This is a genomic window from Gemmiger formicilis (genome assembly GCF_016901605.1).
Taxonomy (GTDB): domain Bacteria; phylum Bacillota; class Clostridia; order Oscillospirales; family Ruminococcaceae; genus Gemmiger; species Gemmiger formicilis_B.
In genome coordinates this window covers 1-13,491 of record NZ_JACJKP010000069.1, presented here as the reverse complement: position 1 = coordinate 13,491, position 13,491 = coordinate 1, and the positions used below count along the sequence as shown (strand labels likewise).

12 protein-coding genes and 1 tRNA gene are annotated in these 13,491 nt (G+C 55.4%); 11 read left to right on the top strand and 2 right to left on the bottom strand.

Annotated elements, in window-relative coordinates:
• Window positions 1-7: 7 nt before the first annotated feature.
• Window positions 8-742 carry a DUF975 family protein gene (locus H6B10_RS07140; protein ID WP_204650960.1) on the bottom strand — a complete coding sequence of 245 codons (735 nt, stop codon included), beginning with the start codon at window positions 740-742 and terminating at the stop codon, window positions 8-10.
• Between the two features lie 232 nt (window positions 743-974).
• On the opposite strand from H6B10_RS07140, the gene H6B10_RS07135 reads away from it, so the two are divergent.
• From H6B10_RS07135 to spoIVB, 3 genes are all read left to right on the top strand, one after another.
• Window positions 975-1,061: transfer RNA gene (locus tag H6B10_RS07135), tRNA-Leu, on the top strand.
• Between the two features lie 141 nt (window positions 1,062-1,202).
• Window positions 1,203-1,931, top strand: coding sequence for a hypothetical protein (locus H6B10_RS07130; RefSeq protein ID WP_204650959.1), 729 nt, complete (start codon window positions 1,203-1,205; stop codon window positions 1,929-1,931).
• Window positions 1,932-2,062: 131 nt separating this feature from the next.
• On the top strand, window positions 2,063-3,295 hold the full coding sequence (gene spoIVB, locus H6B10_RS07125) for a SpoIVB peptidase (RefSeq protein ID WP_204650958.1): 1,233 nt from the start codon (window positions 2,063-2,065) through the stop codon (window positions 3,293-3,295).
• Window positions 3,296-3,416: 121 nt separating this feature from the next.
• Here the strand turns inward: spoIVB and H6B10_RS07120 are convergent, their stop codons facing one another.
• Complete coding sequence (locus H6B10_RS07120) at window positions 3,417-3,737, bottom strand: hypothetical protein (RefSeq protein ID WP_204650957.1); 321 nt, start codon at window positions 3,735-3,737, stop codon at window positions 3,417-3,419.
• 41 nt (window positions 3,738-3,778) lie between these two features.
• Here H6B10_RS07120 and spo0A point away from each other — a divergent pair, with 41 nt between their 5' ends.
• The 8 genes from spo0A to H6B10_RS07080 form a co-directional block, all read left to right on the top strand.
• Entirely contained in the window at window positions 3,779-4,537 is a 759-nt protein-coding gene (gene spo0A, locus H6B10_RS07115; protein WP_204650956.1) for a sporulation transcription factor Spo0A, read from the top strand.
• A gap of 262 nt (window positions 4,538-4,799) precedes the next feature.
• Window positions 4,800-5,939: a 2-C-methyl-D-erythritol 2,4-cyclodiphosphate synthase gene (gene ispF, locus H6B10_RS18705; RefSeq protein ID WP_204650955.1), complete on the top strand. Its 1,140-nt coding sequence runs from the start codon at window positions 4,800-4,802 to the stop codon at window positions 5,937-5,939.
• Window positions 5,940-5,995: 56 nt separating this feature from the next.
• The gene (cdaA, locus tag H6B10_RS07105; RefSeq protein WP_204650954.1) at window positions 5,996-6,892 is read left to right on the top strand and encodes a diadenylate cyclase CdaA; all 897 of its coding nucleotides are present in this window, start codon (window positions 5,996-5,998) and stop codon (window positions 6,890-6,892) included.
• Window positions 6,876-8,177 (top strand): CdaR family protein, encoded by a 1,302-nt coding sequence (locus tag H6B10_RS07100; RefSeq protein ID WP_204650953.1) that lies wholly within the window; start codon window positions 6,876-6,878, stop codon window positions 8,175-8,177. Before cdaA ends, H6B10_RS07100 begins: the two co-directional genes overlap by 17 nt.
• 24 nt (window positions 8,178-8,201) lie before the next feature.
• Entirely contained in the window at window positions 8,202-9,803 is a 1,602-nt protein-coding gene (locus H6B10_RS07095) for an NAD(P)/FAD-dependent oxidoreductase (RefSeq protein ID WP_204650952.1), read from the top strand.
• 16 nt (window positions 9,804-9,819) lie between these two features.
• Window positions 9,820-10,983 carry a hypothetical protein gene (locus H6B10_RS07090; RefSeq protein WP_204650951.1) on the top strand — a complete coding sequence of 388 codons (1,164 nt, stop codon included), beginning with the start codon at window positions 9,820-9,822 and terminating at the stop codon, window positions 10,981-10,983.
• A gap of 44 nt (window positions 10,984-11,027) precedes the next feature.
• A complete protein-coding gene (gene recJ, locus H6B10_RS07085; protein ID WP_243427298.1) occupies window positions 11,028-13,061 on the top strand; it encodes a single-stranded-DNA-specific exonuclease RecJ in 2,034 nt (677 codons plus the stop codon).
• Between the two features lie 21 nt (window positions 13,062-13,082).
• Window positions 13,083-13,491: HD domain-containing protein (locus H6B10_RS07080; RefSeq protein ID WP_207751586.1), on the top strand; the 409-nt coding region annotated here is incomplete at its 3' end.

Genomic DNA, 13,491 nt, shown 5'->3' with positions numbered 1-13,491 from the left:
TGTTAAATCAGAAAGCGGATGCATCGTGGTGTACAAAGCCGCCCAACTCCTGGCTGTTTGTTAACCCTTGGGCAAAAGCTTTGGCGCGCATAGCGGCGTAAAACTCGGCAAAGGTGGCGGCCATATAAGGCGAAAGGAAGAAGGAACCAATTCCAAAACTAAGCAGGCACAACAACATCCACCCCAGGAAAGAGAGCTCCAACAGGAAGTAGTGCAGCTTTTCTCCGTACATCATTTCTTTGCTCAGCTGCATGGCCCGGCTGGTGGTCATGTAGGGGTTTTCTGCCAGCAGGTAGGGGACCATCGCATAGCAATAGGCCCAATAGATGCCGGGGATCAGAAACAGGACCATTCCTACCGCAATTTTTAGGGAAACCAGAAATTCTACCTTTACTACATTCAGGTAGGGCGTACGGAATACACTGAAAAGGGTTCCTATCGGAGACGGACTTTGCCGGCTTTCCATAAAATAACGGCAACGGCCCACGGTCAACGGCGAACCGATGAAAGTGCTCCACAGAATGGAAAAGATCCAGTAGAGCAGTAGTCCCCCCAGAATCAGCAACAGGGTAGAGGTTGGCAGGTTAGACAGTCCGTCCGACGGGCTGTTCACGGAGTAGGTGACATTCAATCCAATCCCACCGCCCAGCAGCGAAGCAATCAGGCAAACGACAAAAGAGCGCCAGTAACGTCCCACAAGAGCATTGCGGGCGTTGGTTTTTAGCATAGAACAAGTCCACATGGTGTTTGTACCTCCATCTTTTACACACATTATAGCAAATCAGGCGGGGAAAGCAAGCAAAAACGTTTTTTTAAATGGCGTTTCTACGTCTATTTTTGTAAAAACAAAAATATTTTGAAATTTTTTGATTTTTTTCAAAAAAACGCTTGACTTTTCGGGGGGACCTGGCTATAATAATACACGTCGCCCGGGTCACGAGGCAAACGAAAGACACGGAAACGACAGCAAATATGCGGATGTGGCGGAACTGGCAGACGCGCTAGATTCAGGTTCTAGTTCCCTTAAAAGAGTGTGGGTTCAAATCCCTTCATCCGCACCAAATCCCGAACACGAAAGTGTTCGGGATTTTTCTTTAGATAAAGCAAGCCAATGATCTTTCCCGGCGCTATGCGAGTAGGTCAAAGCGAGGCGCCCCGGGTGAGGATGGCCGGACCATACAAAGTAAAGAAAGAGGAACGCCATGTCCGCGACCAGAAAGAAATATTTTGCCCGGCTGGTGGGGCGCTGTTTGATTTTTGTATTGTGCATCCTCTTGTACCGGGTTCAGCCGCAAAGTTTTTTGGTGCTGGACGGTATGAATTTTTTTCGGCAGATTTCGCCTCTGCATTTTTTATGGCTGATCTGGGTCGCCGATATCTTTCTTCAGATCGTTCCCATCAAAAACAAGGTGCCGCTGGGTTCCCAAAAACTTTTTGCCAACCGATTCAAACCGTTTCGCGGAAAAATCAATTATAAGGCTCTCAAAAACTATATTGTCAGCACAACGCTGGCGGCCTATAAAGTGTTTGTGATCTGGTGCCTGTTGGTTGCGGTGATCGGAATATTGTTCGCCTGCGGTGTCATCAGCAAGTTTGCACTGTTTATGATCTCGGTACTGTTTTATGTCTGCGATTTGATCTGTGTATTGATCTGGTGTCCCTTTCGCCTGATTATGAAAAACCGATGCTGCACCACCTGCCGGATTTTTAACTGGGATCACCTGATGATGTTCTCACCGTTGATTTTTATGGGTGGTTTCTTTGCGGTTTCGTTGGTGGTGATGTCTGCTGCGGCGTGGCTCGTCTGGAAACTGTGCGTGATGATGTATCCGGAACGTTTCTGGGACCACTCCAACGCAGCGTTGCAATGCTCAGAATGTACCGATAAGCTTTGCACCCAGTATTGCCGCAAGCTGCGCACAGACCCGTAAACGGCTGTGTAAGGCGTCAATTTGGGCCTCATTGGCAAGCAAAGCCCCGGATATTTCGACAAAACCCAAGAAAAAGATTGTAATAATTTGCCCCCCTCCTGCATAGGCTATCCGGCAGGAGGGGATTTTTTATGCCCGGACATCCAATTGTAAAAGGATTGCTTAAACTGTTCCTGGTACTGCTGATTCTTTTGGCAGGGGGGCTGTGGTTTGTAGCCAATGCATTGCCCGATACTTTTTATACCGCCGGCCTTGGTAAAGAACTCCGGATTGCTTCCATGCCATGGGTCACCGTGCAGAACACACAAAAACAGGTAGAAGAGGCAGACAGCACCAACCCGGATAAGAGCCAGAATGTAACGCTGGCCTTGTTCGGTACGGTGCCGCTGAAAACCGTACGCACGGTTCAGGTGGAACAGCGCAGCGTACAGGTCTGCGGTACACCTTTTGGGGTGAAGATGTTTTCTGACGGGGCCTTGGTGGTGGCGTTCTCGGATCAGTATACAGCGCTGGGAACCGAAAACCCGGCCAAGGAAGCGGGACTGAAACTGGGGGACTTGATCGTTTCGGCGGGCGGTCATGCGGTGCGCAGCAATGAAGAACTGACGCAAGCCATTACACAGGCGGAAGGGAAGCCGCTCAGCATTGTATATCAGCGGGAAGGGCAGCAATATACTACCTCCCTTACGCCCGTACAGGACGCCGCAACGGGCGCTTACCGCGCAGGGTTGTGGGTACGGGATTCCAGCGCAGGAATTGGGACCATGACATTTTTGGACCCGCTTAACGGTACGTTTGCGGGCCTTGGCCACGCAATCAGTGATACCGATACCGGTGCGGATATTACACTTCTTTCGGGGGAGATCGTGCCGGTTGTGATCACCGGCTACGTGAGCGGGGCCGCCGGCAGCCCCGGAGAACTGCGCGGAGAGTTTTCCGCTGCTGCGGCCGGCACGGTATTGGCCAACGATACCACCGGGGTATATGGCCGTTATACGGGAGCGACTGCGGGGCAGTCCTGTGTGGTCAGGCAGCCCCAGGAAATCGCCCTGGGGGATGCGGAAATCTGGACGACCATTTCCGGCGGAACGCCCAAGCGCTACACTGTGCGTATTGAGCAGGTCAACATGACCAGCAGTGACCCCAACCGCAATCTTCTGATTAAGGTGACGGACCCGCAATTGCTGGCTGCCACAGGCGGCATTGTGCAGGGGATGAGCGGAAGCCCTATTGTGCAGAACGGGTGCCTTGTGGGGGCTGTGACCCATGTGCTTGTAAATGATCCGGCCAGGGGATACGGTATTTTTGCTACCACAATGTTGGAAAAGGCAGACAGCATCTCCCAGGTAAATCTGGCGGGATGAAAACAGAGGCCTGGGATTAGAAATCCAGGCCTCTGTTTATTTAAGGGGGAATTACCTGGTACCGGTTTGCAGAAATACAAATACACACGTTGTAGGAGCGTTGATTTCCAAGGCTCCTGAATCAGGCGCGGACACTTGGCGCAGCTCGGCATGGGGGATTCTGTTGCAGTGTGACGATAAGCAGCACCAAAAAGGGAAATTGGAAGAAAATTCCTGCAATTCCAGGTACGCCCCGGGCGAAAAAGCGTGAAAGAAACAGAGCCGCAAGAAAAAAAGCGCATAAAAACAAATAAAAACAGAAAAACGGTCGAACGAAACTTGCTTTGAAGAGTAAAAAAATTGGAAAAGCCCCTTGCGATAGATGGAAAAATATGGTAAAATTTCCATCGTAAACGAAAACCGGCGGGGCAGGCGCAGCACCGTTTGATGGTGCAGTGATCATCCGAACGCCTTGAACCCGAGATATGTCTGGAGGATATGACGATGGAAAAGATCAAGTTCGTGATGACCGATACCGGCGCGCAGGTTTCTGCCCTGTGCCGTCAGGCATTGGAAAACAAAGGGGTTACGGTGACTGTTTGTGAGAAAAACGGTAACAAGGCACTGGAAACACTCCTCAATGTACATCCGCAGGCGGTTTTGTTGGATGCGTTCATGCCGGATCTGGATGCAATCACGGTCAAGCAGCGTTACGAAGCACAAAATACCAGCGGCACACGGACTACCTTTTTTGTCACGGGAGCTTTCCAAAGCGAAGAAATGGAACAGGAACTGCTGGACAACGGGTTTTCGTTTTTCTTCGTCAAACCCTTTGACGAAAGCGTTCTTGTCAGCCGCGTTCTGAAGGCCGCAGGTGGCAGCAGCCGTCCCCAGAGCAGTTCGCAGGATTCCGATGAAATGACCGTCACGGAGATTCTGCATCAGATCGGTGTTCCGGCACATATCAAGGGGTATCAGTTCCTGCGCGACGCGATTCTGCTCACCACAGAGGACCACGGTTACATCAATGCAGTTACCAAACGGTTGTATCCGGAAATCGCCAAGCGCAACGGCACCACGGCCAGCCGTGTGGAACGTGCGATCCGGCATGCCATTGAGGTAGCGTGGGACCGTGGAGATGTGGATACGTTGAACAGCTATTTCGGTTACACCATTCACAATCTGCGCGGTAAGCCGACCAACAGCGAATTTATTGCCATGATCGCGGATAAAATCCGGCTGGACAAAAAGCGCCGCGCATAAATTAATAAGTCAAATTACACCGGGCTGCCTGTAAAAAGGGCGGCCCGGTGCTGCTTTTTGTAATGCGGCAACAGAAAGAAAACGGTCGAAACCGGGAACCGGCGTCTTTGCGCCGCTGCAGAAAACACTGACCGGAAAATGGATTTTGGAAGCGGAAAGTTTTTTCTCACTGCACAAAAAATCATCCGGAATTTAGTGGATTTTTTCCGGACGACCTTGTATAATAAACTTATATGTACGAAGTAAAGGGGAAGTGCGCTCTATGTCAGAAGAATCGCTGCCGACAGTAACCGCTGTGATTGTTGCGGCCGGGGCCTCGCGCCGGATGGGGTTTGATAAACTCAGTTATCGGTTGCCCAACGGGCAGACGGTGCTGGAAAAAAGTTGCACTGCACTGGCAGAGCACCCCGCCATCGGGGAACTGATTCTGGTGGCCGGGGCAAACCGGGAAATCTGCGAGCAGATCGCCGCCGCGTGCCCCAAGCCCTGCACGGTGGTGCAAGGCGGGGAAACCCGGGCGGACAGTGTCCGCAACGGCGTGGCAGCGGCCAACGGGGAACTGGTGGCCATTCATGATGCAGCGCGGCCCTTTGTAAGCCGGGCGGTAATTACCGCTGCGTTGCAGGAAGCTGCCAAAACCGGAGCGGCGGCCCCGGCTGTCCCGGTCAAGGATACCATCAAGGTAGCGGGGACGGATGGCCGTGTGCTGGATACCCCGGACCGTTCTACTCTGTATGCGGTGCAGACGCCCCAGTGCTTTTCCCGGGCGTTGTATCTGCAGGCACTTTCCGCCGTTACGGGGGGAAAAGCCCGCCTGGTCACCGATGACTGCAGTCTGTTTGAACTGGCCGGTTTGCCGGTAAGCCTGACAGAGGGCGACTATGAGAATTATAAAATCACCACAAAAGAGGACCTGAAAAAGGAGAAGACAATGCGTATAGGGCATGGATACGATGTTCACCGTCTGGTTGAGGGCCGCAAACTGATTTTGGGCGGTGTGGAAATCCCCTACGAAAAAGGCCTTCTGGGCCATTCCGATGCGGATGTGCTGTTACATGCAATCATGGATGCTGTTCTGGGCGCTGCGGCGCTTGGTGACATTGGGAAGCATTTTCCCGATACAGACCCGGCCTACAAGGGGGCGGATTCCATGGCCCTGACCCGTGCGGTAGCGGAGTTGATCCGTCAGCACGGGTATACAGTAGGCAACATTGATGCAACCATCTTGTGCCAGGCGCCCAAACTGGCGCCGCACATTGCGGCTATGCGGCAAAACATTGCCACAGCCTTTGGCGTGGAACTGGATGCCATCAGTGTGAAGGCTACGACCGAAGAACACCTTGGTTTTACAGGCGAGGGACTGGGAATTGCTGCCCATGCGGTAGCATTGCTGGAAACCTGAAAACCGCAAGTTCGTACGGCAAACTTACATAGGCGGGGAAGGAGGCCCGGCGGTTCATGCTGAAAAACCAGATGATCTCGGCAATCGCGAGCACGCTGCGTGCGTTTGATCCGGTGTCCGATACGTTGGATATTCTGATCATTTCGTTCGCGTTTTATCAATTGATTCAATTTGCGCGCAAATCCCGCGCAGGTCAGCTTGTCAAAGGCATTTTGCTGATTGTGGTGTTCTACGGTCTGGCATATGTGATGAATCTTCGCACGGTGACCTGGGTACTGAATAACGTGCTGACCATCGGTTTTACCGCTGCGGTCGTTATTTTTCAGCCGGAATTGCGGCGCACACTGGAACGTATGGGCCAGACTACATCCTGGGCCGGGCGCCTGTTCGGCAACCGGCGGGCGGACCCTTCTCTGCGTGGGGTCTGGCAAAGTGCCGTGGTAGCCATCTGCGATGCGGCAGAACAACTGTCCGACACCCGTACCGGTGCGCTGATGGTGCTGGAACGTAACAATAACCTGGATGAGATCATTCGTACCGGCACACCGATGCACGCGGATGTGATTCCCGAAATGCTGGGGACGATTTTCTATGAAGGCACCCCGCTGCATGACGGCGCCGTGGTTATTCGTGACGGTGTGATCGTAGCGGCAGGTTGTGTGTTGCCTTTGTCCAACAACCTGGAAATGGGCAAGGATATGGGTACACGTCACCGTGCCGGTTTAGGCATGAGCGAAAACTCGGATGCCATTGTGGTGATCGTCAGTGAGGAAACCGGCATTATTTCCATGGCGAAAAACGGTATTCTGATTCGCCGCCTGGATCGCCAGAATCTTTTCAATTTGCTGCAGGAGGAAATTGTTCCGCCGGAAGAAACGAACGAGACCCGCGTTCCGGCTCTGAAAAAATTGCTGCGCAAAGGAGGCGCACAAACCCATGCGAAAGCCGACTAATGCCGCGCCGAAAGCTGCCGCGAACCGCAGCAACTCGCCCTGGAATCATCCGGCGTTTTCGCTGCTGCTGGCATTGCTGTGCGGTTTTATTGCCTGGACGGTAGTAACCGTGTATATTGACCCGCAGGGGTCCATTACGGTACAAAATGTTCCCATCAATTATGCATACTCCGCGTCTACGTATACGGCGCAAGGTCTGGACATTGTGGAAAAGCCCGATATCGAAACGGTCGATGTAAAGGTGACCGGCAACAGCACGATCATCGGTAATATCCAGAATTCCGATATCATGGTGTATCCCAGTTATGCGGGGGTCAGCGGCGCCGGTAAAGTCACACTGCGCCTGCAGGCCCGTCTGGTGAACACAACGGATTTTACAGGCGATATTGAGTGTGTCGTAGAGGACCCCAAAACCATTGACGTCGTATTTGATGAAGTGAGCGAAAAAACGCTGGCCGTCACAGTAGATGCTTCGGGTGTGTCGGTGGCGGAAGGTTATATGCTGAACAAAACCGCGGCGGTTCCTGCCGAAATCACGCTGCGCGGCCCCACCTCCGAACTGGATCAGATTTCTTCGGTGGTGGCAACGGTAAGCAGCGATACGGAATTGTCGGATACCACTACCGTACCGGCAACACTGGAACTGCGGGATGAAAACGGTGACAAGATCGAACCGCAGTACACAACCATGGACAGCGAAACGGCAAACGTTACGCTGACGGTATATCAGGTGCGGGAACTGCCGTTGGTGGTTGATTTTATCGGTACTCCCAGCAACTTTGATACCAGCAGCCTCAAATATTCGCTCAGCCAGGACACCTTACGTGTGGCGGGCCCGGCCCGTACGATCAGCACCCTGGAAGAACTGACGGTGTCGGACTTTGACCTGGCACGTGAATTTGAACTGGGACGCGATTATCAGCGCCTGGTAGAACTGCCGGCAGGTATCGTTTCGCTGGATGGCGTTACCAGTGTCACGCTGAGTTTTGATACCAGTGACATGGAATCCACGACGCTCAATATCTCCAACATCAAGGCAATCAACGTTCCCAGCAACTATGAACTGGAGATCCTGTCCAGCGTGGTCACAGGGGTGACCCTGTACGGCCCGGCGGATGAGATCGAAACCATATCCGCAGACAGCGTAGTGGCGCAGATCGATTGCCAGAGCGTCAACCTGACGGTGGGGCAGCAGACCATTCCGGTCACCATTCAGATCCCGTCGTCCACACGCATCTTTGCAACGGGCAGCTACACGGTCCAGTGCGAAGTGGTTGCTAAATAAAAAATCCGAAGGAATCCGTTTTATATGCTTTTGGTTCGTAATATTCGCCTGCCGCTGACCTGCTCCGCCCCGGATGCCGAAGCGGCCGCACAGGCACTGCGCATTCTGCGTGTGCCGCCCGCCCGGGCGGCACATTGCGGGGTGGCAAAGCTTTCGGTGGATGCCCGGCACGGCAAGCCCGTGCTGGTGTATACCATTGCAGTCACGCTCAACGACGAGGGTGAGGAATCGGCTTTGGCCGGGGCCTCGCCCTGTGTCTGTTTCACACGGCCACCTAAATTTGACTTTCCCGTGGGCGATACGCCGCTGACTCACCGGCCGGTGGTGGTCGGTTTGGGCCCGGCAGGATTGTTTGCCGCATTGCTTCTGGCAAGAGCCGGTTACCGCCCCCTTGTGCTGGAACGCGGCCCCGCGCTGGCACAGCGTGTAGAGGCAGTCCGGAAGTTTGAAACCACCGGCCACCTGGATGAAAATGCCAACATACAGTTCGGAGAAGGCGGCGCAGGAACTTTCTCGGACGGAAAACTCACCACACGGGTGGGCGATCCGCTCTGTGCCTTTGTGACCCGGGCGTTTTTGGATCATGGTGCGCCGGCTGATATTGCCTGGCGCCAGAAACCTCACGTAGGGACCGACCTGCTGCGGGATGTGATTCGCAATATCCGGGGTGAAATTGAAGCGTTGGGGGGCGAGGTACGTTTCCAGACAACGCTGACCGGGCTGCGCAGCCGTAACGGTGTGCTCTGCGGCATCGAAACGACAGCGGGCAGTATAGACTGCGATACGGTCATTCTGGCAGTAGGGCACAGCGCACGGGACACGTTTTCGATGCTGCATCAGATGGAACTTCCGCTGGAATGCAAACCTTTTTCGGTTGGATTCCGGGCCGAACACCTGCAGACAGAAATTGAGAAAAGCCTGTACCATGGGGCTGCGGGGCATCCGTCCCTGCCCAGGGGCGAATATCAGCTCAGCCAGCACGTAAGCGGCGGGCGCTGTGTGTACACTTTCTGCATGTGCCCGGGCGGCACCGTATGCGCCGCAGCCAGTGAGGAAGGCGGTGTCGTTACCAACGGAATGAGTTTCCACGCTCGTGACGGCCGCAATGCCAATGCGGCGGTGGTCGTCAGCGTGGATGGAAAAGACTTTGATCAGGACCCCGCCAAGGCAGTGGCTTTTCAGCGCAGTCTGGAACAGGCTGCTTACCGTGCCGGCGGCGGGGCATATCTGGCCCCCGCAGAAACTGTGGGCAGCTTTTTGGAGGGGCGCGGCAAGCTGGAATTGCAGCGTGTGCAACCAACCTATCCCCGTGGTGTGACCCCCTGCGATCTGGGGGGTCTGCTGCCGCAAGAACTGTCCGGTGCTCTGCGGGAAGGTCTGACCGCCTTTGGCAGAAAACTGGCCGCCTACCGCGCCCCGGATGGCGTTCTTACCGGGTTGGAAACCCGCACCAGCAGTCCGGTGCGACTTCTGCGGGATGCAGATAGCCTGCAGTGTACCGCATTGCAGGGGCTTTACCCCTGCGGGGAAGGCGCCGGGTATGCGGGCGGCATCATGACCGCCGCCGTGGACGGTGTACGCTGTGCGGCGGCGCTGATGCGGGAACACAAATCTTCGGCGCAGTAAAAAGAAAGAGGAATCTATGGCAACACATCCCTATAAACCGTCGGACCATTCGGAGGAAAAACCCCGTTACACGGGCGTTTCCGACCTGGATGACATTCTCGACCAAACCATCAGCGTGGCATCGGGCATTGGTGCCGGTGTTCTGGCAAGCATTTCCGGTGCGCTGGAACAGGTGGGGGAAGCCATCGGGGCAGCCCGGCAAAAGGACGAAAATCTTCCTTTTCCCAAATGGAAACGCCGCATGGACCGGCAGCTGCAAAAAAAGAATCAGGATGATGCCGTGGCATTGGCGGTTGTGGGGTGGACGCTGGCCTCCTGTTTTGGTATAGCTGCCATTGTGATGTGGGCCCTTTCTGCGGCAGGACCGCAGGCGTTGAACGTCACCCAGGAAGAATTTATGGTCTTTCCCATTCTGATGGCCTGTTTTACGCCGTTGACCGTAGGGTTCGGCATCATGGGCGGTGTGGGAATCAAAAAATATCGCTACATCAACCGGCTTCGCCGCTATCTGCGGGTGGCACGGGATTGGGTCAGCGATGTGGTCACTCTGGCCGGGGACAGTGCATTCAGCAGGGAGCAGGTGCTGCGGGATCTGCAGCAGGCCATTGCCCGCGGTGAACTGCCCGATGCGGTTCTGGAACAGGATGGCAAGCTGTATCTGGACATCACCCGCTGTGCTCCCGAAAGGACAGCACCGCAGTCTGCAGCAGAAACGGCACCGCAACAGGAAGAACCGGTTTTGGACGATGCAGGACTCTTGCAGCGGGACGGCGCTGCGTTCCTTGATTATCTGGCGCGCAGCACCGGTAAGCTGGGTGAGAATGCGGATGAAGAGCTGGAAACCATGCGCAAAAATTGCGCAGCTATCCTGGGCTTTGTGCATAATCACCCCGAGCAATTACCCCGGGTACGGCGGTTCCGGGAATATTATCTTCCCACCACCCGCAAACTTCTGGATACAGCCCAGGGGTTGGGAAATACCGAAACGGAAAACGCCCGGGAAATCCGGCGCGATATTACCGGTATTTTGCATACGCTGAATCAGGCTTATGCCAAACTCTATGATACGCTGCTGCAGGATATCAGCCTGGATGTGTCCACAGAGATCGGCACACTGGAAACCATGCTGCGGCAGGATGGCCTGACCCACGATTTTGAAACGGACTTTAAAAATGCATGATTGTGCGGCATTGGCAAGCCGCGTTTTGTAAGGAGAGAACCACCATGAATTATCCGGCCTGGCAAATCAAAACCGCAGAACCGAACAGCGAGCAGGTGCTGGCTGAAGCGGGCTGCGGCGTCCTGCTGCGCAGGGTACTGGCCGCACGCGGGTACGATGACGCGCAGGTGGTTCATCAGCTGCTGGAGCCGGGCGGAGAACTGTCGGACCCGTTCCTGATGAAGGATATGGACAAGGCAGTGGCGCGGATTCAGCAGGCAATCGAAGAGGAAGAACCCATCGTCATTTATGGCGATTACGATGTGGACGGGATCTCCGCAACGGCTATCCTGTATGAGTGCCTTTCCAGCCAGGGGGCGCATGTGCGGTGCAAACTGCCCACCCGCGGCAGCGGTTACGGGCTTACCCGGCAAGCCTTGGAAAGCCTGGCGCAAAAAGGCTTCTCGCTGGTCGTTACGGTGGATAACGGTATTTCGGCCATTGAAGAAGCGGCCTGTGCCAAAGAATTGGGACTGGATCTGGTCATTACCGACCATCATCTTCCGGGCGAAACGCTGCCCCAGGCGGTGGCCGTCGTGGACCCCAAACGTGCAGATGACGAAAGTCCCTTCAAGGACCTGTGCGGCGCCGGCGTGGCATTCAAACTGTGTGCGGCGCTGGAAGGCTGCGAACCGACCGAACTGCTGGAAATGTACGGGGAATTTGTGGCCCTGGGAACCGTGGCGGATGTGATGCCCCTTGTGGGAGAAAATCGTGTTCTTGTGCGGGAGGGACTGAACCTTTTGCAGGACACCATGCGTCCGGGATTGCAAGCTTTGTTGGAAAGCGGCGGATATGCCGGCAAACCGGTCACTACGGATACAGTCAGTTACGGTCTGGCGCCCCGCCTGAATGCGGCCGGCCGCATGGATAACGCCTCCGTCGCCCTGAAGCTGCTGCTTTGCGGGGACGAAGAGCAGGCAACCGGAATTGCGGCACGCCTTGCGGAGATCAATATCGAACGGCAGCAGACCGAGCAGGAAGTGTTTGCCGCCGCCTGCCATACGCTGGAAGCGGACCCGGCGCGGTTGCGGGACCGGGTGCTGATCGTCTCCGGGGAGGACTGGCACGCCGGGGTGATCGGCATTGTGGCTGCCCGCCTGATGGAACGTTACAGCCGCCCGGTGATTGTAATTTCGATGCATGAAGGGGAGGGCCGGGGCAGCGGACGCGCGCCCGACACCTTTGACCTCCATGGTGCGCTGGCCGGGTGTGCAGAATATCTGATCCGGTACGGCGGCCATGCAGCTGCAGCCGGTATTGAAATTGAAGAAGAACGTTTGCTCGCATTCCGGCAGGCCATCAACGAATGGGCCGCACAAAATGCGGCCAAGCCGGCACCGGCAACGTTGCAGCTGGACGCACCGGCAACGTTGGAAGAGATTTCGCTGGAAAATGTACGGGAACTGGGCCGCCTTGCGCCGTTCGGCCGGGAAAATCCCACGCCGGTTTTGCTGGTACGGGATGCCATTGTGGACGGCGTCTGGGCCATGGGGGCGGAAGGCCGCCATACCCGCGTGCGTTTACGGCAGGGGAACCATACCCTGTTTGCTTCGGTGTTCGGCACGGCACCGCAGAAATTTGCTTATCCGGTAGGGGCAGCCGTGGAAGCCGCCTTGGAAGTATCGGTATTTACGGGACGGAACGGCCCGATGGTATCGGCACATCTTAAGGCGATCCGCCCGGCCAATCTGACCAACACACCCAGCGAGCAGGCCGCCTGGTTCGAGGCGTTCTGTACCGGGGCGGTACTGGAACCGGCCCGGGCCGAAGCATTGCTGCCGGATCGTGCCGATACCGTCATGTTGTATAAACGAATTCGCAGCGGGCAGGTATTTGCAGGGGACCTGCAGCCTACTTTTGCGGCACAGGGACCGGAGAACGCCGGCAAAATGCTGGCCAGCCTGGCAGCCTTGAGGGAATTGGGCCTGATTGAAGAACAGGATGGCCGTTGGCTGCCGGTGCCGGTTGCGCAAAAACAGGACCTGGCTGCGGCACCTGTTTTGCGCAGGCTGGCACAGCAGGCAGCAAAGCAATAAATCCAAAGGGGGAGAATTCTTATGGGAACTACCGAAACGACGAAGGAAATCAACACAGCCGAAGAAGGCAAGATGCCCATTACCTATGCCGATCTGAAAAAATTCATGATCGACAGCGGGCGCCCCTATGATTTTGATATGATCGACCGCGCCTATGCGCTGGCGGAACAGGCTCACGGGGAGCAGCGCCGCCGCAGCGGCGAGCCGTATATCTGCCATCCCTTGTCGGTGGCCCATATTCTGGTGGAACTGGGCATGGACAGCGAGAGTATTGCAGCGGCATTGATGCACGATGTGGCAGAAGACACCCCCATCACGGTGGCGGAAATCAAGCAGAAATTCGGGCCGGAAGTGTCTCTTCTGGTGGATGGCGTTACCAAATTGACGCAGATCAAATTCTCCAATGTGGAGGATCGCCAGGCGGAGAACC

Excerpts from the sequence above, each read along its gene's own strand:
- H6B10_RS07140 (WP_204650960.1), bottom strand. The coding sequence starts at position 742 with ATGTGGACTTGTTCTATGCTAAAAACCAACGCCCGCAATGCTCTTGTG.
- H6B10_RS07130 (WP_204650959.1), top strand. The coding sequence starts at position 1,203 with ATGTCCGCGACCAGAAAGAAATATTTTGCCCGGCTGGTGGGGCGCTGT.
- spoIVB (WP_204650958.1), top strand. The coding sequence starts at position 2,063 with ATGCCCGGACATCCAATTGTAAAAGGATTGCTTAAACTGTTCCTGGTA.
- H6B10_RS07120 (WP_204650957.1), bottom strand. The coding sequence starts at position 3,737 with ATGATCACTGCACCATCAAACGGTGCTGCGCCTGCCCCGCCGGTTTTC.
- spo0A (WP_204650956.1), top strand. The coding sequence starts at position 3,779 with ATGGAAAAGATCAAGTTCGTGATGACCGATACCGGCGCGCAGGTTTCT.
- ispF (WP_204650955.1), top strand. The coding sequence starts at position 4,800 with ATGTCAGAAGAATCGCTGCCGACAGTAACCGCTGTGATTGTTGCGGCC.
- cdaA (WP_204650954.1), top strand. The coding sequence starts at position 5,996 with ATGCTGAAAAACCAGATGATCTCGGCAATCGCGAGCACGCTGCGTGCG.
- H6B10_RS07100 (WP_204650953.1), top strand. The coding sequence starts at position 6,876 with ATGCGAAAGCCGACTAATGCCGCGCCGAAAGCTGCCGCGAACCGCAGC.
- H6B10_RS07095 (WP_204650952.1), top strand. The coding sequence starts at position 8,202 with ATGCTTTTGGTTCGTAATATTCGCCTGCCGCTGACCTGCTCCGCCCCG.
- H6B10_RS07090 (WP_204650951.1), top strand. The coding sequence starts at position 9,820 with ATGGCAACACATCCCTATAAACCGTCGGACCATTCGGAGGAAAAACCC.
- recJ (WP_243427298.1), top strand. The coding sequence starts at position 11,028 with ATGAATTATCCGGCCTGGCAAATCAAAACCGCAGAACCGAACAGCGAG.